General features: G+C 69.4%; 17 protein-coding genes. 7 read left to right on the plus strand and 10 right to left on the minus strand.

The window, feature by feature from the left end:
* Positions 1 to 87: 87 nt before the first annotated feature.
* Together D514_RS30605 and D514_RS30610 are read left to right on the plus strand one after the other, a co-directional pair.
* Positions 88 to 1,179, plus strand: coding sequence for an ATP-binding protein (locus tag D514_RS30605; protein WP_017830180.1), 1,092 nt, complete (start codon positions 88 to 90; stop codon positions 1,177 to 1,179).
* Between the two features lie 46 nt (positions 1,180 to 1,225).
* Positions 1,226 to 1,771, plus strand: coding sequence for a hypothetical protein (locus D514_RS30610; RefSeq protein WP_144053043.1), 546 nt, complete (start codon positions 1,226 to 1,228; stop codon positions 1,769 to 1,771).
* Positions 1,772 to 1,819: 48 nt separating this feature from the next.
* Here the strand turns inward: D514_RS30610 and D514_RS30615 are convergent, their stop codons facing one another.
* Both D514_RS30615 and D514_RS38150 read right to left on the minus strand, forming a co-directional pair.
* The gene (locus D514_RS30615; protein ID WP_186004843.1) at positions 1,820 to 3,319 is read right to left on the minus strand and encodes a VaFE repeat-containing surface-anchored protein; all 1,500 of its coding nucleotides are present in this window, start codon (positions 3,317 to 3,319) and stop codon (positions 1,820 to 1,822) included.
* Positions 3,320 to 3,523: 204 nt separating this feature from the next.
* Positions 3,524 to 4,249, minus strand: a complete 726-nt coding sequence (locus tag D514_RS38150) for a response regulator transcription factor (RefSeq protein WP_017830183.1) — start codon at positions 4,247 to 4,249, stop codon at positions 3,524 to 3,526.
* 354 nt (positions 4,250 to 4,603) lie between these two features.
* On the opposite strand from D514_RS38150, the gene D514_RS30625 reads away from it, so the two are divergent.
* Positions 4,604 to 6,364 carry a sigma-70 family RNA polymerase sigma factor gene (locus D514_RS30625; protein WP_017830184.1) on the plus strand — a complete coding sequence of 587 codons (1,761 nt, stop codon included), beginning with the start codon at positions 4,604 to 4,606 and terminating at the stop codon, positions 6,362 to 6,364.
* Positions 6,365 to 6,388: 24 nt separating this feature from the next.
* Here D514_RS30625 and D514_RS39235 read toward each other — a convergent pair whose 3' ends face one another.
* Together D514_RS39235 and D514_RS39240 are read right to left on the minus strand one after the other, a co-directional pair.
* Positions 6,389 to 6,994, minus strand: a complete 606-nt coding sequence (locus tag D514_RS39235) for an alpha-isopropylmalate synthase regulatory domain-containing protein (protein ID WP_236610960.1) — start codon at positions 6,992 to 6,994, stop codon at positions 6,389 to 6,391.
* A gap of 78 nt (positions 6,995 to 7,072) precedes the next feature.
* Positions 7,073 to 8,230 (minus strand): 2-isopropylmalate synthase, encoded by a 1,158-nt coding sequence (locus tag D514_RS39240; RefSeq protein ID WP_017830186.1) that lies wholly within the window; start codon positions 8,228 to 8,230, stop codon positions 7,073 to 7,075.
* A gap of 202 nt (positions 8,231 to 8,432) precedes the next feature.
* Here D514_RS39240 and D514_RS30635 point away from each other — a divergent pair, with 202 nt between their 5' ends.
* Positions 8,433 to 9,101, plus strand: a complete 669-nt coding sequence (locus D514_RS30635; protein ID WP_017830187.1) for a FadR/GntR family transcriptional regulator — start codon at positions 8,433 to 8,435, stop codon at positions 9,099 to 9,101.
* 52 nt (positions 9,102 to 9,153) lie between these two features.
* On the opposite strand, the gene helR is transcribed toward D514_RS30635, so the two are convergent.
* From helR to D514_RS30650, 3 genes are all read right to left on the minus strand, one after another.
* Positions 9,154 to 11,286 carry an RNA polymerase recycling motor ATPase HelR gene (gene helR / locus D514_RS30640; RefSeq protein ID WP_017830188.1) on the minus strand — a complete coding sequence of 711 codons (2,133 nt, stop codon included), beginning with the start codon at positions 11,284 to 11,286 and terminating at the stop codon, positions 9,154 to 9,156.
* Between the two features lie 140 nt (positions 11,287 to 11,426).
* The gene (locus D514_RS30645) at positions 11,427 to 13,016 is read right to left on the minus strand and encodes an amidohydrolase (RefSeq protein ID WP_017830189.1); all 1,590 of its coding nucleotides are present in this window, start codon (positions 13,014 to 13,016) and stop codon (positions 11,427 to 11,429) included.
* Positions 13,013 to 14,248, minus strand: a complete 1,236-nt coding sequence (locus D514_RS30650; RefSeq protein WP_017830190.1) for a hypothetical protein — start codon at positions 14,246 to 14,248, stop codon at positions 13,013 to 13,015. Before D514_RS30650 ends, D514_RS30645 begins: the two co-directional genes overlap by 4 nt.
* A gap of 186 nt (positions 14,249 to 14,434) precedes the next feature.
* Here D514_RS30650 and D514_RS38995 point away from each other — a divergent pair, with 186 nt between their 5' ends.
* The 3 genes from D514_RS38995 to D514_RS30665 all read left to right on the plus strand — a co-directional run bounded on the left by D514_RS38995 (position 14,435) and on the right by D514_RS30665 (position 16,179).
* The gene (locus D514_RS38995; RefSeq protein ID WP_017830191.1) at positions 14,435 to 15,079 is read left to right on the plus strand and encodes a TetR/AcrR family transcriptional regulator C-terminal domain-containing protein; all 645 of its coding nucleotides are present in this window, start codon (positions 14,435 to 14,437) and stop codon (positions 15,077 to 15,079) included.
* 39 nt (positions 15,080 to 15,118) lie between these two features.
* Positions 15,119 to 15,493 carry a DUF2255 family protein gene (locus D514_RS30660; RefSeq protein ID WP_017830192.1) on the plus strand — a complete coding sequence of 125 codons (375 nt, stop codon included), beginning with the start codon at positions 15,119 to 15,121 and terminating at the stop codon, positions 15,491 to 15,493.
* Between the two features lie 302 nt (positions 15,494 to 15,795).
* The gene (locus D514_RS30665; RefSeq protein ID WP_017830193.1) at positions 15,796 to 16,179 is read left to right on the plus strand and encodes a hypothetical protein; all 384 of its coding nucleotides are present in this window, start codon (positions 15,796 to 15,798) and stop codon (positions 16,177 to 16,179) included.
* Between the two features lie 14 nt (positions 16,180 to 16,193).
* Here the strand turns inward: D514_RS30665 and D514_RS30670 are convergent, their stop codons facing one another.
* Genes D514_RS30670 through D514_RS30680 form a run of 3 tightly spaced genes read right to left on the minus strand, consistent with a single transcriptional unit; the run spans position 16,194 to position 21,978 of the window.
* Positions 16,194 to 19,661: an error-prone DNA polymerase gene (locus tag D514_RS30670; RefSeq protein WP_031205987.1), complete on the minus strand. Its 3,468-nt coding sequence runs from the start codon at positions 19,659 to 19,661 to the stop codon at positions 16,194 to 16,196.
* Positions 19,661 to 21,199, minus strand: coding sequence for a DNA polymerase Y family protein (locus D514_RS30675; protein WP_017830195.1), 1,539 nt, complete (start codon positions 21,197 to 21,199; stop codon positions 19,661 to 19,663). Before D514_RS30675 ends, D514_RS30670 begins: the two co-directional genes overlap by 1 nt.
* Positions 21,196 to 21,978 carry a hypothetical protein gene (locus D514_RS30680; protein WP_127482189.1) on the minus strand — a complete coding sequence of 261 codons (783 nt, stop codon included), beginning with the start codon at positions 21,976 to 21,978 and terminating at the stop codon, positions 21,196 to 21,198. Before D514_RS30680 ends, D514_RS30675 begins: the two co-directional genes overlap by 4 nt.
* Between the last annotated feature and the right edge of the window lie 23 nt (positions 21,979 to 22,001).

Below are 22,001 nucleotides of genomic sequence, written 5' to 3' on the forward strand. Positions count from 1 at the left end.
CGACCGAGGATGATGTCGTCCACCGGCCTCGGAGGAGGCGCCTCAGCCGGGCAGAACGATCACGAGAGTGAAAGGCCTATCGGAGTGATGACGAACCTCACCATCGGAGCGGCGCTGGAGGACCCTGACACGTCGGTCGATCTCGATGCCCGACGCTTCAACCGGCACACCTTCTGGGTCGGGCAGAGCGGCAGCGGCAAGACCTATGCGCTCGGTGTCGTGCTCGAGCAGCTCCTTCTGCACACCGAGCTGCCGATGCTCATCCTCGACCCGAACGGCGACTTCACACGCCTGCCGGAGACGCGTGCCTCTGCGGGCGTGGTGGATGCGGACCGCATGGCGGAACTCGACATCCGCGTCTTCCGCTCCGGTGCCGGCGAGGGCGAGCGTCTGCACGTGCGCTACGTCGATCTCGCCCCGGCGTCGAAAGCGGCCGTTCTGCAGATGGACCCGATCGCGGATGCGGAGGAGTACAACGCCCTTCTGCACGAGGAGCGAGACGCGCACACCTTCGACGGACGGGACATGCTCCCGGGCCTGCGCGCATCGGGAGACCCTGCACGGGTGCGCCTGGCGAACCGGATGGAGAACCTGCAGGTGCTGGAGTGGGCGCTGTGGTCGCGTGGTGCAGGATCGGTCGTCGATGTGATCGAAGAGCGCCCGCGTGCGACCGTTCTCGACCTCGGCGGATTCGAACACCCCCCGGAACCGAAAGTCGCCGCCCTGGCCGTGCTCGAGCACCTCTGGGCGCATCGTGAGGAGCGTCGGCCCGTCCTGATCGTCATCGATGAGGCACACAACCTCTGTTCGCCGAACCCGGAGACGGCGGTCGAGCGCGCTCTCACGGAGCAACTCGTGCAGATCGCCGCCGAGGGACGCAAGTTCGGGCTCTGGTTGTTGCTCTCCACGCAGCGACCGACGAAGATCCACCCCAACGTGCTTTCGCAGTGCGACAACCTCGCACTGATGCGTGTCAACGCACCGCGGGACCTCGCCGAGCTGGCCGAGGTCTTCGGCTTCGCCTCTGAGGACGCCATCCGCAGGTCGGCGGACTTCGTGCAGGGGCAGGCCCTGTTCGCCGGGGGGTTCATCGCGGCGCCGACCTTCGTGCAGATGGGGGAGCGGATCACCGAGGAGGCCGGAGGCGACGTGAAGGTCCCGCTGCGCGTCGAGGGATGAGGGGAGTCGGATGCGGCGACGGCGCCGGGGACCGGGAGGGACAGCGGTGACGGACAGGCGGAGAACGGCTGCGGACGACGGGATCCTCCGGGTGCATCAGGCGCTGCGGTCGGGATTCGGCACGGAGGCGGCCGTCTACGGCACGATTCTCGTGAGCGGTCTGGTGGCGGTGTCCTCGGCGCACGGGGAGACATCACTGGTGGTGCTCGTGACCGTCGCCGTCACCGTGCTGGTGTTCTGGGGCGCACATGTCTATGCCGGCACCGTGGCCAGGGTCAGCGATCGGGACGAGCGCGAACAGGGCGAGACCGTGGGCGTGCGCGCGGCGTTCGCGGCCTCGGTGAAGCACTCCCTGGGCATGCTCAGCTCCGCCACGGTGCCGGCGGTGTTCCTCCTGGCCGGCACGACCCGCGCCATGCCCGACGGGCTCGCGAACGATCTCGCCCTCTGGTCGGGCGTCGTCATCCTCGCCTTCCTCGGCTACGTGGCCTTCCTCCGCCGGGGCAGCCCTCTGCTCACGCGCATCCTCGGCGCGCTGGGCACGGCGTCTTTCGGGCTCGTCTTCGTGGTCCTCAAAGCCCTCGTGCACTGAGCCCGGTGCGCCCGCCGCCGTCGTCGTTGGTTCAGGGAATCGGGCGATTCAGACGCTGTCCTGTCGGCGAACCGCCATCAACGCGGCACCGGCAAGCACGGCGAGCAATGCGGCGGACGAGAGTCCGATCGGCAGGGCTCCGCCCGTGGCCGCGAGTCTGGTCGCTCCTGCCGAGGTGCCTGCGACTGTCTCGGGTGCCCCCACCACAGGAGCGGCCATGATCGAGACGGTCTGGTCTGCATCGCCGAGGTCCGCATGCGTCGCGATCGGAGCACCGTCCGTCGTCGCGCCGAGGAAGAGGTATTCGAACGCCACCAGGGTCTGGCCCGCGTACCCGGCCGGCACCGTGAACGCCACCTCCACGGTGCCCTCTGCCGCAGTGGGGGTGAAGGTCGTCGATCCGGTGATCCCGGTGGCCGAGGCGTCGCTCTTGCGGATCAGTGCGCCGGAGACCGTGTAGGCGGTGCCGGGCGTCAGACCGGTGTAGGCGATCCGATCGACCAGCGCGCCTCCGGTCGAGGGGAGCATCCGGTCGCCGTCGGCGGCGTCGGTCAGCGTGGTGCCGATCGTGGGCGACGCGGCTGCTGCCCAGGTCATCACCGAGGAGGCGGATGTCGTGGCGTCTGAGGCTCCCACGAGGATGATGGACTGCGCGTGAGATGCGCTGGTGGGCGTCTCTCCGGGAACCGTGGGAACCGAGACGACGAGGCCGGTCGCCACGGAGCCGTCCACGACCGCTGTCAGCGTCGTGGAACCGGAGTCGGCGACGCCGCGGAGGTCGATGTACAGCTCCTGGCCGTCGACGACCGCGTCGGCGTCGACGGCGGATCCGGTGGCATCCGTGAGGGGATAGGCCGGGTCGGTGAAGACACGCGCGCTCGGCTGATCGGTGGTCACGACGAACGGTCCGGCCAGACTGCCGGCGATGGGCGCCGTCGCGGGCCCCGCCACGGACACGGAGACCGCCTGCGGCGCGGTCGGCGTCGGGCCGGCCCCCGCGAGCGCCCCCTCGACGAGGTAGTGGTAGACGGCCTCGGAGTTCGGTGTCTCCCAGGCCCACGGCGTGCTGGGATCGGACCAGAGGTCGGTGAAGTTCCAGATCGCGTACTGCGTCGCCTCGATCGCATCGTCTCGTGAGAGCGCGGTGATTCCAGCGGCGGCCTCGAGTTCGAGGAGGTCTACAGCGGGGTAGGAGTGAGTCAGGGTCCACTGGACTCTGGCCTGGACCGCGGGGTCGGTGAACCGGTTGCTTCCGAGGTAGCCGGCGCGATCACTCACGACCCCCGACAGACCCGTGAGTGCAGAGACGTCGTGTTCGATGCAGTAGGCCCACAGATCCGGTTCCCCCGGAGCGGCCGGGTCGGCCGGGGTTTCCCCGTGGATCGGGAAGATCGCCGTGCCGGCGTAGCCGTGCCCTGCGCGCGAACCGATCCACACCGCATCTCCCGATTCGACGGCGTCGGCGACGGCGGCCGTGGCGGTGAACGACGCGGGTGCGACGACCGACAGGGCGAGCACGACGGCGGTGATGCTCCGTCTGGTCCTCACAGCACGTCTCTCTTCTCTCGTCTTCACGACCACGGCAGCATCCTTCTCTCGGTTCCGCGGCGACGCCGGGTGCGGCGTGCGCGGTGGGGTCCTTCTCGCGACCCCGGCTCATTATGGAAGGGAAGACGGTGGCTGTGAGGGGTTCTTCCCGGTTTGACCCACGATGGGGGTCACGCCCGTGCTCCGCGTGACCGCGCGTTCGTCTCAACCGAAGTCTGCGGTGAGGAGGGGGCCGGTGTCGGTGAGGATCCCGTCCGCCTCCGGGTCGGCGTAGCCTTCGGCCCAGGCGATCCGCGCGAGCTGGAGCTTGGAACGTGCCGGCCACCCCGCGGCCGTGAACTTGGCGCGCACGCGATTCAGATATTTGCGCGCGGTGTCGTGCCGCACTCCGATGCGATCGGCCACTTCGACGATCGTGAATCCGGAGGCATAGAGGGCGAGCACGCGCTCCTCCTGGATGCTCAGTCGCGGTCCCTGCGCCTGGCGTTGCAGATCCGCTCGAGCACGCGCAGTGGCGAGCGTGCGACCTGCCAGCAGACTGCCGGCCGCCGCCAGGAACTCCTGCTCGCTGTCGGCGGTCGAGACGAACCCCTCCACTCCGTCTGCCAGGAGGCGGCGGGAGATGCGGCGCGCAGGGGACGACGTCACCGCGAGCACACGCACTCCCGCCCCGCGCAGTGCGCCCACCGCATGGGAGTAAGCGGCGACATCGCCCGCGGAGGGGACCGCCAACACCATCAGGTGCGGCCACTGCGACGGGTCCGCCCGGCGCAACCAGTCCAAGAGATGTCGCATGCCGGCGCCCGTCTGCACCACGTCGAGCCGCAGCTCCTGGCTCAGAAGCTGGTGGATCCGGCTGCGCTGCAGCACGGATCCATCCGCGACGGCAGCCCGCTTCCCGCGTCTCGCATGCCCGTGCACCTCGAACACGTGATCTCCTTCCCTGCTGCTCCACGTCGGCATTCCCGGTCGGGCCGCGTGCATGAGCCGTCATCGAGGAAGTGCGCGAAACCGGCGAAAAGTGTCGCGACGAATTCTCCTGACCTTCGAACGGGGTCTGTTGACCCCCGAAAGGAGGTCAACCGCGGGTCGTTGCGACATCACCGCCTCCGCCGTGGTGCACCACCACTACAGTGAGATTGTCGGCATCCGTCTTGCCGACAAAGTCGCGCTGCTGGGGAGTGCGACAGCACATTCGAGGCCGCTTCCGGAAGGTGCCCCAGCGCTGTGACCATCCTTCGCATGACTCCCCACGGCTCTCACCCGGATCGCGCGAGGAACGGCATGTCGAAGTGGCCAGACGACGAGCTCGTCGGAGCTCTCCGCGAGGGCGATGCCGCGGCCTACGAGGTGCTCTGGCTGCGCCACGTCGGCGCGGCCGTCCGCATTGCGCGCCGGTGGGCTCCGACCCAGGCCGATGACCTCGTGTCCGAGGCGTTCTTGACCGTGTACGACCAGATCCGGCATCAGGGGAAAGGCCCGACGGACGCATTCCGCGGGTACCTGTTCGCGGTGATCCGGAACATCGCCGCGCGCTGGTACCGGGAGGGCACCCGTCTGATCCACGACCCGGATGCCGACCTCGTCGTCGAGGACGAACCGCTCCAGGAACTGGAACGCGCCGACGATCGCGCCATGCTGCTGCATGCGTTCCAGGAGCTGCCGTCGCGTTGGCAGCGGATCCTCTGGCTGACGGATGTCGAGAACGCGGCGCGCCCGGTGATCGCGGGAGAGCTCGGCATCGCCCCGAACGCGGTGTCGTCCCTGCATCGGCGAGCCCGTCACGGACTCCGGCTGCGGTGGCTGGAGCAGCACATCCCGGCTGATCTTCGGACGGACCCCGCTCACATCGCCGGGGATCTGCCCCGCGCGATCCTTCGAGGGCCGCTTCCGATGAGCGCGAAGCTGTCGCGTCACCTCGCCGTGTGCCCTCGGTGCCATGCCATCGATGGTGAGCTGCGTGCGTCGTATCGCGAGGGCCGGAAGGCGGCGGCTTCCATCGGCAGTCTCGCCGCGCTCGGAGTCGTCCTCCCTGCGGCATCGTCGTGGTGGGTCGCACCCGCCACCATCACGGCGGCCGCCGGGGTCGGTCCTCTGGGCGCTGCGGCCGCGGCGGTCGGAATACTCGCCGTCGGCCTCGGCGCCACCACGCTGTCGTTGCTCCCGTCGCAGACGGGTACCCCCGCAGCCACGGTCTTCGAGACCAGGGCCCCGCTCACGAGTCGCCAGGCGACGGCGGAACCACCCGCCGCGACCACGTCGACAGCGATCCCGCTCGAGGCGCCCGCCGCGACCCGGGCCGTCGTCGGGCGGCCGCTGCAGCCCTCGCCCGCGGCGGAGATCCCCATCCGCTTCACTCCGGACGGATTGTCAGGGTTCGCCGACCGTCCGGCCCCTGCGGTTCCTTCCTCGCCGGGGGAGACCCTGCCGCCGGGATCGGTGCCTTCGAGCCCGGCAGCGCCGTCGGTCGCCTCTGCGGCTCCATCGTCTGCCTTCCTCGCGCCGGTCTTCAGCGGCGTCGTGCGGCCGGGGGCGACGGTCGCGGTGCAGGTCGCCGATCTGACGTACCGGACGGCGCCGGATGCGACGGGTGCGTGGACCTTCGACCTGCGCACCGTGCAGCTCTCGGCCGGAACTCACGCTGCGATGGTCTGGACGATCACGGACGGCGTGGCGTCGCACGCGGCTGCGCTCAGTTTCACCATCGAGCAGATCGTGCTCGACGGATTCCCCGACAGCTATCCGTCGGTGACGCTTCGCGACGGGATGGGTGGCGGCCTCCCGTTCACGATGAGGGGCGCGCCGAACGGTTCCGTCTGCGTCGAATCCGACACCGGCCAGTCGGCGGTGGTCCCTCTCGATGCGGACGGCGTCGCCACCAGGGTGCTGAGGTTCTACAACTACGGGATCTACGTCCTGCGGATCTCGGCGTGCGACGGGTCCCGCTTCGGCCCCGACATCGGACGGGTGGTCTCGGTGACGGAGGGCGTCTTCGATCCCTATGTGTTCGACGACGACATGTCCTGGGACCTCAGCGAGTTCTGAGGCCCCAGCACGTGTCACGACGCATCAGGCGGTCTGATCCGCTCTGATGCGGTTGGCGGCAGCGATCACCGCGGACAGGGTCGCGGAGAGGACCGACCGGTCCCGCCCCGCCGACCAGGCGCCACCGTCGGCGGTGCGGTGTTCGAGGAGGGTCAGCGCCTCGCTGTCGGCGCCGGATCCCACGCTGGTCTGGTGCAGACCGACGACGTCGATCCGGATGCTCTGAGCCTCGAGCGCTGCGGCGAGCGCCTCGACCGGACCGCAGCCTCGATGAGCGGAGGTGTGTTCGCGCCCGTCGATGCGCAGGGTGATCCGCGTGCGGGAATCCCCGTCGGTCTCGGCGGTGTCGTACGAGGTGATCGCGATGCCGGCGTCGACATCCGCGCGGAGGTAGGCCTCCTCGAACACCTTCCAGAGATCCGCTGCCGTGACCTCCGTGCCGGTCGTGTCCGTGTGCTGCTGCACATGTCGGGCGAAGTCGATCTGCAGCCGACGAGGCAGTTCGATCCCGAACGCGGTCTCCAACAGGTAGGCGATGCCGCCCTTGCCCGATTGCGAGTTCACGCGGATCACCGCGTCGTAGTCACGGCCGATGTCGGCGGGGTCTTTTCGAACGCTTTTTTGTCGCACATCNTTACAGTATGCCCATCGCAGTTCGCTACACGCAGGACGCTTTTTCACGTTCTGGTTGGTTGTGGCCTGTTGATGCTAAAGGTGAGCCGCAAAAAGCTTTCGAAAAGCGAAGCCCTTCTTGATCGCGTCCTGGTGGGTGCCGCTGAACGCCGTGTGCACCAGGTCGCCGACGTACGGGTGACGGGCATGCACCTCGATCCGGTTGCAGTGCTCCACGGTGCGGCGGATCTCGTCGATGTCGGAGAAGTCGATCATCGGATCGACGCCCTGCGCATGCAGGTTCAGGGCGAGAGTGGCGATGTCGACGTTGCCGGTGCGCTCGCCGTTGCCGAAGATGCAGCCTTCGACTCGCTGTGCTCCGGCCAGCACCGCGAGCTCGGCGCACGCGATGCCGGTGCCGCGGTCGTTGTGGGGGTGCACCGAGAGGATCACGGCGTCGCGGCGCGCGAGGTTCTTGTGCATGTACTCGATCTGGTCGGCGTACACATTCGGGGTGGCGACCTCGACCGTCGCCGGGAGGTTGAGGATCACCGGACGCTCCGGCGTGGCGTGCCACAGTGCGGTCATCGCGTCGCAGATCTCGATCACGTAGTCGGGCTCGGTCAGGTTGAACACCTCGGGGGAGAACTCGAATCGCACGTTGGGCATGTCCCCGGCTAGCTCCCACACATCGCGTCCGCCTGCCAGGATCAGCTGCTTCAGGTCTTCGGGTTCGCGGCCGAGCACCATGCTGCGCCAGGTCGGTGCAGTCGCGGTGTACATGTGGATCACGACCGGATTGGCGATGCCCTGGATGGACGCGACGGTGCGTTCGATGAGGTCCCGGCGCGCGGGAGTGAACACCACGACAGTGACGTCATCGGGGGCGATGCCACCCTCGGCGATCAGCCGGACGAAGTCGTAGTCGGTCTGCGACGCCGAGGGGTACCCGACCTCGATCTCCTTGTAGCCCATCGTCACCATCAGCTCGAAGAAGCGGCGCTTGCGTGCGGGGTCCATCGGCTCGGCGAGCGCCTGGTTGCCGTCGCGCAGATCGACCGGCACCCACAGGGGGGCTGCGGTCAGCCGATTCGCGGGCCAGTCCCGCTCGGTCTGGGGCACCTCCACCCGGGAGTAGACGTCGCGATAGCGGTGCGATGGCATCGAGGAGTGCCGTTGCCGGTTCCAGAAGGGGGCCTGGAGGGGAATGGGGCCGGCGGGGGTGGAGAGGCGGGGGAACGATGTCGTGGTCATGTCGGTGCGGATCCTTCGTCGAGAATTGCGACCGGCACACGATCGACCCCACGACGGGGAGCCGGTCCGGCTACGCCCCGCCGTGGCGGCGAAGAAGAAGGTGCTCTGACGAGAACATGGCTAGACTGTAGCACAACTCCTCAGACAAGTAGACAAATTTGGCCGGATGAGAAGATCTGAGGGGAGAGATCGGAGTCGACGCATGGCACAGGTCAGACGTGCGCCCTTGGCGGACCAGGCCGCGGAGCTTCTGCTGGAGCGGGTCCGCGCCGGGGAATGGGCACTGGGGGAGAAGCTCCCTGGCGAGACGACGCTCGCCCCGCAGCTCGGCGTCGGCCGCTCCACCGTGCGCGAGGCGATCCGCCAGCTCGCCGGGCGCGGGGTGCTGGCCTCGCGACAGGGCGCTGGCGTGTTCGTGACGGCGCTCGACGCCCCGGAAGACTGGGACGCGGTACTGCGCAAGGCCGGCATCGCCGCCGTGATCGAGGCGCGTATCGCGATCGAGACCGAAGCTGCGGCGCTCGCCGCTGTGAGACGTACCCCCGCAGACCTGCGCAGCATCCGTCGCGCCCTCGCCGATCGTGGCGCGCAGCGGTCAGACATCGAAAGCCATGTCGATGCCGACACCGCGTTTCATCGGACGATCGTCGCCGCCTCGCACAACCCGGTTCTCCTCGATCTGTTCGACAGCTTCACCCCCCGGCTGCGCGAGTCCATGATCGAGATGCTCCGCCTGCGTCGCGAGTTCGGCGACGATGCCGACCACGACGCCCATGCCGCGCAGGTGGAAGCGATCGCCGACCGTGATGAACCAGCCGCATCAGCGCGCAGCCGCGCTCATCTCCTCGCTCTGCGTGACGCGCTGGCGTGACCGGGGAGACGCATCAGCCGAGCGGATCGGCGTCCGAAGCGCTGACACGATGTCATCGGAGCACGACGAGCTGCCGGGTCGAGCGGGTCATCGACACGTACCGATCCACGGCGCCGGTGATGTCGTGCCCGAACTGCTCTGGACGCACGAGGACGACCAGATCGAACTCCAGGCCCTTCGAATCCTCGGGAGTCAGCGATCGTACTCGCGCGGTCGGGGGGAACTCCGGGGCGCCGATCACGCACGCGACACCGTCCGGATGCCCGTCGAGCCAGGTGCGCAGCAGGCCGGGGAGGGAGTCGACGACGCCGTGATGCACCGGTGTCCCGCTCTCGCGCACCGAGGTCGGCACGTTCGCGTCCGGGATCGCCGCGCGGATCTCGGGCTCCGCTTCTGCCATCACCTCGGCCGGGGTCCGGTAGTTCACGCTCAGATGGGCGATCCGGACGTCGCGAAGCCCGACACGCGTGAGCCGCTCCTCCCAGCTCTCCGTGAAGCCATGCCGCGCCTGCGCCCGGTCGCCGACGATCGTGAGACTGCGCGAGGGGCAGCGTGCGAGGAGCATCCGCCATTCCGCGTCCGAGAGCTCCTGGGCCTCGTCGACGACGATATGCGCGAACGGCCCAGCCAGCTCATCGGGGGCGAGCGCGGGCGGGGCGTCGACACCGAGCAGCACGTTCCTCGCATCCTGGCCGCGAAGGATGGACATGACCTTCATCTCGCTGTCATCGTCCTCGATCAGGTGATCGACGACATGGGAGATCTGCTCCTGCGCCGAAGAGATCACGAACTGACGGCGGTGCTCCTCGCGCACGGCGTCGGGATCCCCGATGCGGCGGCGTGCAGCATCCAGGAACGGCAGGTCGGCGATGGTCCAGGCGTCCGGGACCTCCCGCTGCAGGAGTGCGATCTCTCGGGGCGAGAGTTCCGGTGCACAGTGCCTCAGGAACTCGGGCACGCTCCACAGCCGCGCGACCACCGCGGTCGGGGAGAGCATCGGCCAGGCGCGTACGAATGTCCCGGTGAGCTCCTCGTCTTGACGCAGCCACCTTCGGATGAGATGAGGCGGAACGTCGCCGTCGTGGACCTGGTCGGTCAGCAGCTCGAGGACCTCCTCCCAGACCCCGTCCCGTGCCTCGTTGTGTGAGAGGGCGGGGTCCGCGCCGGAGAACAACTCCGTCCACTCTTCGCGGCTCATCCAGAGGTCGGCCCATGGCGATTCGAGACGCATCGCGCGCTGCGGTGGGCGTTCGAACCACTTCGTCGCCTTTTCGAGCATCGTGACGGGATCGAGCGAGGCCTTCAGCGCCGCCGCCGGTGGATCTTCGTCGCGTGCTGCCGACGCTCCCTCCGGCACCAGATCGCGCAGGGTCGACAGCCTCACGGTGTCTTCGCCGAGACTCGGCAGCACATCCTCGACGTACGCGAGATAGTGGGCATGGGGTCCGACCAGCAGCATGCCTCCTGCGCTCTGCGTGAGCCGCGGCTCCGCGTACAGCAGATGCGCGGCACGGTGCAGTGCCACGACCGTCTTCCCGGTGCCGGGACCCCCGTCCACGACGAGTGTGCCCGGGGAGGGCGTGCGGATGATCGCGTCCTGATCGGCCTGGATCGTCGCGAGCACGTCACGCATCCGTGCCGTGCGGTGGGCGCCGAGGCCGGCGATGAATGCGGACTGATCATCGAGAGACGCCGCACCGTCGAGCGCGGCATCGGCCAGCGCCTCGTCCCAGTAGTCGCTGATACGTCCGTCGGTCCAGCGATACCGACGTCGCGAGAGGAGGCCCCGCGGGTTCTCCATGGTCGCGGCGAAGAACGGCTCCGCGGCCGGGGTGCGCCAGTCGATGAGGAGCCGGGAACCGTCGGCCGCTGCCAGCCCCACACGGCCGATGTACACCGGTTCGCCGTCCTCCGGGCTCATGCGCCCCAGGCAGACGTCCATGCGGTAGCGCTGGAGCACGCGGAGTCGTCCACTCAGGCGGCGTATCTCCAGATCCCGGTCGACCGCGCCATCGCCGAGCTGCGCCTCCTGGCGCTGCACCGCGGTCAGGCGCGACATCACGTCTGCGCGTTGCGCCTCGAGCGTGTCCGCTATCCTCCGGAGGTGATCGCGATCGGCGTCGATCAGTTCAGGAGCGGCCTTCGCCTGGAGACTCTCAGCGAGGTGAAACGGGTCGAGAGGCATGAAATCTCCTTCACGCTCGCGCGTGGATCGCACGAGCGAGGGTCGATTCTGCCCCACGATGGGGGCCTTGCGGCAAGCCCCCACCTCGGCGATATCCTGGAGATGTCGACGGAGAGCGCTGTCGAGCAGCGCAGACGGTGTCAGGCCTCGTGAACCGTCCGGCCCGCGATCACGGTCCGGACCACTCGGGTCGTGAGAAGGGTCGCCGGATCCGCCGCGAACGGGTCGACGTCGAGAACGGCGAAGTCTGCCGCGTGGCCGACCGCGATGCGACCGCGCCAGCTCCCATCGCCGATCGACGCCGCAGCATCCCGAGTGGCGTGCGCGATGGCTCGCTCGAGCGGAAGAGCCTGTTCCGGGTGAACCGCCGGTGTACCCGGAGCCAGTGCCGAGGCGCGGGTGGCAGCGACGTACATGTTCGCCAGGGCCTCGTGTGGCGCCGTCGGTGCATCGGTGGAGAAGGCGAGGAGCGCACCGGCTTCCTCGTATTCCGACCAGGCGAACGCGCGGTCCGCGCGTTCGTCGCCGACCTGTGCCGCCCAGTTGGCGAAGATCGCGGGGTCGGCGTGCACGGGTTGCATGGATGCCGTCACCCCCAGCCGCGCCATCCGCTCCGCCGTCCCTGCCGCCGCGAACTCGAGGTGCTCGATCCGGTGACGGCGCTCGCGCTCGCCGTTCAGCGAGACGGCATGCTCGATCGCATCGAGGGCGAGCGCGCTCGCCGCGTCGCCGATCGCGTGCATCGCGATCTGCAGTCCCGCGGCATCGGCCGCCGCGACGACCGGCAGCAGTCGTTCGGCAGGCCAGATCGGCTCGGCGTTGGTGCCATCGGCATAGGGGGTGCCCATGGCCGCCGTGCACGCGTCGATCGTGCCGTCGAGCACGAGCTTGATCCCGAGCACCCGTACGCCCGCCGTCGTCCCCGAAGCGTGGGCCGATGCCTGTCTGACCTGCGCGAGGTTCGCGGCGTCGTCTCCGGTGTTCGCGACGAACCAGTGCGCGGCGATACGTAGCGGGAGCCGGTCGCGCTCGGCTGCTCGACCGAGCGCATCGAGCCCGAGCTCGTCGAAGGCCATGTCCACAGCGCCGGTCACACCGGCGGCGAGATAGGCGGACACGACCCGCTCGACCGCCGCGTCCCGCTGGGCATCGCTCGTGGTCGCGTCACGATGAGCCCACGCGTGCAGCTGCGCTGCCGTCTCGTACAGCATCCCCGTCGGCTCGCCGAGCGCGCCACGCGCGATGCGTCCACCGATCGGGTCGGGGGTGTCTCGTGTGATCCCCAGCTCGGCGAGGGCCGCCGTGTTCACCCAGCAGGAGTGGTAGTCGTTCGCGTCGAGGTAGACCGGGATGTCGGCGACGACCTCATCGATCATGGCCGCGGTCGGCTCACCGCCGGGGATCGCGTCGAACAGCCAGCCGCGTCCGCGCAGCACGCCGGACGCCGTGCGTCGCGCGGCGATCAGTCGGCGCTGGATCTCGTCGAGCGAGTCCGCATCGGTGAGTCCGACCTGTCCGAGCGCCTCGCCCATCATGAGCAGATGGGTGTGCGCGTCGGTGAAGCCGGGAAGGACGACGCGACCCCCCAGATCGATCGCCGTGTCGGCGGGTGGTGCGGAATCCTCGGTGCCGACGTGGATGAACTCCTCGCCGTCGACGACGAGGGAGTCCGCCCAGCGCGACTCGTCGCCGGTGAAGATGCGGCCGTTGCGGTAGAGGGTGCGGGTCATGCGTCGATCTCCTGTGCGGTTATGCGTTCCAGACGCGTCGATACGAGGGCGATTGCTCCGGCGGGCACGGCCAGGACGACACTCGCGACGCCGAGAGCGATGGCGAAGCCCTGGTATCCGAGAGCGCCGACGAGCGCGGCGCCGATGACGGGCGTGAGTGCCGAACCGATGAGGTAGACGGCGAGCAGAGGGCCCGACCAGCGGCCGTCGGCGTCGAGCGCCGCTGATGTCGACACGAAGTACATGAACGCGATCGCGTACACGGAGTTCCAGACGATGAACACCACGATGAACGCGGTGGGGTCGGTCACGAACCCTTCCACGACCTTGAGTGCGCCGCCGACGATCAGCAGGATCACGAGGGGGACGGCACGCCCGAAGCGCGCTCCGACGATCATCAGCAGCAGTGAGCCGAGCAGTCCGCCGGCCGTGGCGCCGCTGAGCGCGATGCCGAGTCCCTCGGGTGTCAAACCGGCCTGCTCCGCGCCCATGACGCCTGCCATCGCCCAGAGCGAATCCTCGCTGGCCGCCCAGAGCGCGAACACGAGGAGGAGCCCGAAGCCGGCGAGGGTGACGGTGCGTGAACGGGCGGGAGAGGTGCGGATCGTCCCGGTCGGGGGGATCTCGATCGGCATCGCCTCGGCGACGGCCGCTCCCGCCTGCGGAGCGACGACCGGCGCGGCGGGGAGCCACGCCGAGGCGATGAGTCCGATCAGGTTGAACAGTGCGAGGGCGCCGAAGACATCGATCGGAGCGAGGCCGATCAGGGGGATCACGGCGAGCACGACCGTGATGATGCCGCGGTTCGCGAGCCCGTTGAAGCCGGCGACCCTGTCCGGGTTGCGGAAGGCGGCGAGCGCCGCGCCGGACGCGGCGACCGCGCCACCGGCTCCGGCCCCGCCGAGGAGGAGTCCGGGAAGCATGGCGGCGGGCACGAGGGCCGCGATCGTGAAGCCCACCACGGCGAGACCGAGGCCCGCACGTGCGACGGTCCGGCGATGCACGCCGGCGCACAGGGGGGCGATCGCCAGGCCCGTCACGGCGGTGAGCAGGAGCGTCGCGGTGACGAGCCAGCTCGCGGCGAGGACGTCGAGGCCGAGCCCCGTCTGCGCGGCGGTGATCATGTAGGGCGACAGGTTGACGCCGAGGTATCCCGCGATTCCGACGGCGAAGGTCGCCGTCGCTGTCGGGAATCGGAGGGGGATTCGCGTGCGGAGATCGAGCGTTGTCATGGGGCTCCAGGGAGTCGGCACGGCATTGTGCGCGGAGGGGAAGTCGGCGGACGTGCGTCGGATGGGGCACGACGTCGTAAACGAATGGTGTTCGTAAACGAATGGTGTTCATTATTATGCACAGGAGAGGGTTTCCGCGGAACCCCGAATTTCACGATCCGGTCATCCGGAGAAAGCGAGCTTCCGATGCCGAGGCCCTCCTCCCCGCTTCTTTCCCCGGAGATCATCGGCTCCGCGGGCCTCGCGCTTGCCAGAGCAGGCGAGCCGTTCGGGGTCAACGCCATCGCTCGCGAGCTCGGGGTGCGGCCGTCATCGCTCTACAACCATGTCGACGGCATGGAGGGGATCCTCGAACTCATGCGCGGACAGCTCGTGGAGGGCTACCGCATCCAGTGGCAGGGGGAGCATTGGGAGGAGTTCGTGCTCACCGTCCTGCGCACCCAGCGTCGGATGTACGCCGATCATCCGCAGCTCGTGCCGCTGCTCGTGGGCAAGACGATCACGCACCCGGCGGTCATCGCCGCCTACGACGACCTCGCCTCCGTGCTCGTCGACGGAGGATTCCCCGATGACGAGGTGCTCTCGGTCATCGCGGTGATCGACGCCTTCGCGATCGGGTTCGGTCTCGATCTCGCATCCCCCGACGAGGTCTGGCAGCCGGGTGGGCCGACCCGCACGCTCGGTCGCCTCATCGACGGCGCGGAACGGGGGACCGCCCGGTCGGATCGCACGTTCGAACTCGGCGTCGGTCTTCTCCTCGATTCGCTGCGCATGCGTCTCATCGATGCCCCATCCGCGGTCGATCGTGAGGCCGGGCGCGATCTGACGTAGCATGCACTCTGCCGTATCGACCGACCCCGAGGAGGACTCATGACGACCTGGAACGCCGAGGAGCTCGCGCGCATCGCCGAGCCGGAGATGTTCGATCTCTCCGCACAGCTCGAAGACGGGACGACGCCGAAGACGGTGGGGATCTGGGCGGTCGCCGTCGACGGGCGCCTCTTCGTCCGCTCTTACACGGGGCTCGAGGGAAAGTGGTACGCCCCGGCTCTCGCCAGTCTGCGCGGCCGCGTCTCGGCGGGCGGCGTCACCAAGGACGTTCGCTTCGAGCGGATCACCGACGAGGCGATCAACTCCGCGATCGATGCCGAGTATCTCCGCAAGTACACCCCCAGCCCGTACGCTCCCGAGATGGGTCAGGAGCCGGTGCGGTCGAATACGCTCGAGGTCATCCCGCTCGACTGAACCGGAACTCTGCTCGACGGGGCTCTTCTCGATGTGCCCTCCGGGGAGAAGGCCCTCTCGATGACCCGCCCCAGACGGTGCCGTCGAGAGGGCTCACCGCCCTTCCCGGACGGTAGGGGAGGCGGCGAAGATCTCGCTGCGCTCACGGCTGATTCCCCAGTCCATCAGCCTCGTAGCCCCCGCTACCCGAGCAGAATATCGCTTAATCGTCTTGTCCGCCATTTGGGGGACAAAGAAATCTACGAATGTTACTCGCGTGGACTCCCTGTTGTCTTCCTGACGGGCGTGCCTAGGGTGGACTCATGGACAGACTGCTCGTGCTCTCCGCTCAGGTCGCCATCGCTCACGGCCACCGCATCGAGGTGACGGAGCAGGCCGATCCGCTCACCGATGAACCGGTAGTCCTCACCCTCGTCGACCTCGACACGGGGATCCGCTACCGACGTGAAGAAGACCCGAGCGGCGACTTCTCCCGCTGGATCGGGCGAGTCCTGCGGTGCACCGTGACGATGGGGAGCGCAGGGGGGCACACCACGCTGCTCGTCGATCCCCTCGGGCCCGGCCCGACGGGCGCCAAGGTCGCTCTGCGCGAAGCCGACGCGGCTGCCGAAGCCGCGAAAGCCGAAGCCGACAGGTGGGGTGGAGTCGACCGTCCTCCGGCGGAGGAGTCAGAGCGCTTCTGGTGAGTCGGGGGCCCTCCTCAACGGAAGTCCCTGGAGCGGTGTGTGAGACCGGTGCGCAGGTCCTCGAAGCCGTCGGCGAGCACGTTGATCACGCCCTCGGCGGATCGCTCCAGGATGCCGCGGATGATGAGCGCCGGTGAATCCCTGGCGACGCGGCGGTAGCGGTTCCAGACTCCGGCGGAGCAGACGATGTTCACCAGGCCGCTCTCGTCCTCGAGGTTCACGAAGGTGATTCCGGCGGCCGTCGCCGGTCGCTGACGATGGGTGACGAGGCCGGCGACCTCGATGCGTCGCCCCACCTCGTGCCCGCGCAGGTCGACTGCCGTCAGCACACCGCGGGCGCGCAGCTGTTCGCGGAAGTGCGCCATCGGATGATCGTCGGTCGACACACCGGTCGCCCACAGGTCGGCGGAGAGGCGCTCGTAGCTGGTCTGGTCGGCGAACAGCGGAGGCTGCACGGCGACCGTCGTCCCCGGCAGGAACCGGGAGCGGTCGTCCGCCGCCGCACCGGCCAGCCAGATGGCCTCGCGACGCTCCAGGCCCAGACAGTCGAAAGCGCCCGCGGTGGCCAGAGCCTCCACGTGTGCGGCGGTGGCATCCGTTCGCCGCACCAGGTCGTTCAGATCCCGGTACCGGCCGTTCGCGTCGCGTTCGGCGACGATCCGCTCCGCCATCGGCACACCGATCCCACGGATGCCGCTGAGCCCCAGCCGTACCGCGGAGTTCCCATCCCTGCGGTGCGCGGCCGATTCGTCCGGCGCATCCCGATCGAAGCGGAGCGCGGGCGGCTGCAGGTCGGCGGTGCACCCGTCCCGACCCGTCGGCCTTCGCGGGGCGCCGTCGACGAGCGGCTCCAGAGTCTCCGTCGCCCCCGAGACGTGCAGATCGGGACGTCGGACCTCGACTCCATGCCGCCGCGCATCCGCGGTGAGGGTCGCTGCGGAGTAGAAGCCCATCGGCTGTGAGCGCAGGAGGCCGGCGAGGAACGCTGCGGGGTAGTGCAGCTTCACCCAGGAGCTGGCGTAGACGAGCAGAGCGAACGACAGGGAGTGCGATTCGGCGAATCCGAAATTGGAGAACGCCTGGATCTGCGCGTAGATGCGATCGGCGGCCTCATCCACCAGGCCACGCCTGGCCATCCCCGCGTACAGCTTGTCCCTGACCTTCTCGATCTTCTCCAGGCCGCGTTTGGACCCCATGGCACGACGCAGCAGGTCGGCCTCATCGGCCGTGCAGTCGCCGATCGCCGTCGCCATCTGGATGAGCTGCTCCTGGAAGATCGGAATGCCCAGCGTGCGCTTGAGGATGTCCTCCAGATCGCTGTGCGGGTACGGGATCGCGAACTCCACGGGCGCCTCGCCGCGAGTCGCCCGTTCCCGGTTCTCCTCGTCGATGCGATCCTTGGCCATCTTCCGCCGTACGAACGGATGCACCGCGCCGCCCTGGATGGGGCCGGGGCGGATGAGGGCGATCTGGATGGCGAGGTCGTAGAAGGCCCGGGGCTGCAGACGGGGGAGCAGCCCGATCTGCGCGCGCGACTCCACCTGGAAGACCCCGATCGAATCCGCACGGCAGAGCATGTCGTAGACCGCGGGCTCCTCCTTGGGGATCGTCTCGAGCGTCCACTCCTCGCCCGTGCTCTCCCGGATCAGATCGAAGCAGTGCTGAAGGGCGGCGAGCATCCCGAGCCCCAGCAGATCGAACTTCACCAGGCCCATGAAGGCCGAATCGTCCTTGTCCCACTGGATGACCGTGCGATTCTCCATACGGGCGTGCTCCACAGGCACGACCTCGCCGACGGGGCGGGCGGTGAGCACCATGCCGCCGGAGTGGATGCCGAGATGTCGGGGGGCCTTCAGCAGTTCACCGGCATAGGCGAGCACCTTCTCGGGGATGTCGTGCCCTTCGACGGGTTCCAGTCCTGCGCCCCAGCCGTCGACCTGACGGGACCAGGCGTCCTGCTGCCCGGGGGAGTGGCCGAGCGCTCTGGCCATGTCGCGCACTGCGTTCTTCGGGCGGTACTGGATGACGTTGGCCACCTGGGCCGCACGTTCCCTGCCGTACTCGGCATACACCCACTGGATGATCTCCTCGCGGCGGTCGGAGTCGAAGTCCACGTCGATGTCGGGCTCCTCGGTCCGCGTGGTCGCGAGGAACCTCTCGAACGGCAGGCGGTAGAGGATCGGGTCGACCGCGGTGATCCCCAACAGGTAGCAGACCGCGCTCGCCGCAGCCGACCCCCGCCCCTGGCAGAGGATGCCGCGTCTGCGCGCCTCGGTGACGATGCCGTGCACGATGAGGAAGTACCCGGGGAAATCCTTCTCCTCGATCACGTCGAGCTCGCGGGCGATCCGGTGGCGACCGTCGTCGTCCAGTCGCGGGTACTTCGACGGCACAGCCTCCCAGACCAGGTGACGCAGCCACGTCATCGGTGTGTGCCCCTCCGGTACCTTCTGCTGAGGCAGTGCCGGTCGCGCCAGACGCAGGGGGAAGGCGGACGCCGCGGCCAGATCGAGCCCGTACGAGATCGCGCCGGGGTGGCGTGAGAAGCGCGCCGACATCTCGGCACCGCTGCGCAGATGCGCGCCCCCGTGCGCAGGCAGCCAGCCGTCGAGCTCGTCCATGCTGCGCACCGCGCGGACCGCGGCCACGGCTTCGGCGAGCGACGCCTGCGCAGGTGTGGCGTAATGCACGTTGTTGGTCGCGACCACCGGCAGCCGCATCCGACCGGCGAGCTCGGCGAGGGCGTCGTTGCGACGGGTGTCCAGGGGATCACCGTGGTCGAAGAGCTCGACGACGACGTGGTCGCTCCCGAACAGATCGACGAGCGACCGCAACGGAGCGCGCGCGTCTCCCGCCTCGAGCCCGCGGCGCACGGCACCCTTGCGGCATCCGGTCAGGATCGTCCAGTGCCCGTCTGCACGCGCGGCGAGATCGTCGAGGTCGTACACCGGGCGCCCCTTCTCACCGCCGCGCAGCTGCGCCGCGGTGATCGCCCCCGAGAGCCGGTGATAGCCCTCCATGCCTCGGGCGAGGACCAGCAGGTGCTCGCCGGCGGGGTCGGCGGAGCCTCGTTGCGGCGCGGGCAGATCGAGCGACAGCTCTGCCCCGAACACCGTCTGCAGCGGGCTCTCCATGAGATCGGCCACCTCGGCGAAGCGCGCGGCGCCGTAGAAGCCGTCGTGATCGGTGAGAGCGAGAGCGGTCAGCCCGAGGCGATCGGCCTCGGCGAGGAGGTCTTCGGGGGATGAGGCGCCGTCGAGGAACGAGTACGACGAATGAGCGTGCAGCTCGGCATAGGGGACCGCGCTCTCGGGACGGGGGACGGCGACGGGAGGGGTGCGCTTGCGGCGATGGCTCACCGGCCCTGCATCCGTCCGCTGCCCCCGGGGCTCGGCGGCGGGAGGAGGCGACGGGGGTGACTCCTCGCCACTGAGGGTGCGCTCCAGGTCGTTCCAGGAAAGGGGCGGATTGTGCCAGCCCATCAGCGATACCTCCCCTCGGCCCACCAGCGCTCGCCGGTGTGAAAGACCAGCCACGCGCGGTCGTGGGCGTCGATGATCTGGAGGCGATGGCCTCGCTTCCCGCCGCCGGAGGTCCAGCGCCTCTCATGCACCGGCCAGGGGCCGGCCCAGGCCTGCACGGCGGCCCCGTCGATGCGGGCAGGCTCGCCCGAGAGAGCCCCGCGCTCATCGACGCTGATGGTGCTGTCATCCGCGGCGAGCACCCCGATGGGGCGCGGGGGCAGGAACACCTCGGCGGGCAGCGGGTCGGGAAGGCTCCCCGGCCACGGGGATCCGGGGTCGCGCGGGGGTACAGGGCGCTCGCCCCAGGGCGTGAGCACCTGGCGATCGGCGAGCCAGCGGCCGCCCGCCACAGCGGCTGTGACCACACCCTGGTGACCGAGCATGGTCTGCACGCGCGAGACCGCATGGTGCAGGCGTTCATCGGTGCCGGATCCGAAGAGGCTGGGCTGATGGTGCGCGGCATCGTCGACGGCGGCCGGGACGATGCGCACCGCCACGATGCCGCCGAACGCTCGTGCCTCGTCGACCGGATCCTTCGCGGACTGCGCGGCCAGCGCCTCCAACTGCCAGCGCACCCGGTCGACGAGGTCGGAGGCGTCGAAGCAGGTCGGATGCAGCCAGGACCGCGAGAAGACCGCCCCGTTGTCGTCGGTCAGGTCGATCCGCACCTCCGTGCAGACGAGCGAGGCGTCACCGAGAGCGAGCAGCACCGCATCCGCCGTCTGACGCACGGCGAACGCCACCTGATCCGTTCCGCCCAGCGGGGAGTCGAACTCGATGCTGCGCACCAGCTCGGGGTCGGGAGGGCGCGGTGTCAGCGGACGGGAGTCGGCGCCGGCGGCGAGTGCCTGCAGGCGCGCACCGTGCTCGCCGAAACGATCGCGCACATCGAGCGGTGCGAGGGCGGTGAACTCGCCGAGAGTGCGCACTCCCAGCCGCACGAGGAGGCCGGTGATCTGCTCGTCGCGCAGCACCTGCACGGGGTACGGCGCCAGGAACTCCCGTGAGCCCCCTGGCGGCACGACCGTGCAGGGCACGGGGCCCCGTGCGGCGATCTCGGCCGTGAACAGGCCATCGGCGACACCGACGCGCACCTCGGGGAAGCCGGCCTCCGTCAGGACGGCGGTGAGTGCTTCCGCGGCCTCCCCCTCTCCTCCGTGATAGCGGGAGATGCCCCTGGCGCGGAGGATCGCGAGCCCGGGGCGCAGAAGCGTGACCCCGGGGGCGTGCTTCTCGATCAGGTGCAGCACCGGCAGGAAGGCGCGTTCGTCTCGATCGGGGTCGTGCGAGAGCACACGCAGCGAGGAGAGGTGGCCCTGTGCGACCCGGCGGCGTTGACCGGTGCGCACACCATGCTCTCTGGCGGAGGCGGTGCAGGCGACGATCGTGTTGGCCTGCACCAGGGCGGTGGGCGGATGCGGAGGTGCGCTGCCGAGGACGGCCCGCATCGGCCAATCCGGGAACCACAGCACGAGCACGCGGAGCGGGCTGCTCATCCGGCTTCCGCCCATCGCAGGAGCTCTGGCGGTGCGGATTCGCGTGAGGCGACGGACTCCGCCGGTCGTGCGGGCAGTGCAGCGAGCTCGACCCCGACAGCCTCGACGGCCCCGTGTCCTCCCGGCAGCTGCACCCGCACACTCGACGGGCGAGGGCTGTGCCGCGTCTGCGCCGTCACCGTCACGGTGCAGTCGGAGAGCAGCCCCCAGCCGGCGCCGAGGCCGTGCCAGTGCGGATCGTGCAGGCGTATCGTCCCCTCGCTCTGCGGCCAGCGTTCGGTGACGGGAGACTCGGTGACCAGGAGCGTGCACCCGCGGTCGCGCAGGCGCGCGCTCAGCCGGGCGACATCCGCGTCTCGTGCGCGGGCGCCGGGGGCCACGACGATCAGAGGCACGACCTCGGCCAGGGCGGAGGTCGCCGCCAGCCAGCGGTCTCCGGGGGTGGGGACGAGGATCAGGCGGGCGAGGTCGATGCCGAAAGCGGCGGCGGCCTCGACGCCGAGGGTCGGCATGCCCACCACGGCGCACCACAGCCCCTTCTGCGATGCGGCGCTGAGCAGTGCGAGGACGAGGCTCGGCGAGGGGGAGACGGTGTAGGAGGTGCCGGTCTGCAGTCCCTCCTCCGGGAGGAGCGCGGCGAAGGCGGGGTCGAGGGGGAGCAGCGCATGTTCGCTGCGCCGTCGTTGCATCCGGTTGATCTCGCGACGCAGCCGCAGCACTTCTCCCGCGCGGGAGTCGCCCGCCGGAGAGAGCGAGGCGATTGCATCGAGCCCGATCACCTGCATCCTTTCTCGAAGATATG

It is taken from the genome of Microbacterium sp. UCD-TDU (assembly GCF_000340625.1).
In the GTDB taxonomy this organism is placed as follows: Bacteria; Actinomycetota; Actinomycetes; order Actinomycetales; family Microbacteriaceae; genus Microbacterium; species Microbacterium maritypicum.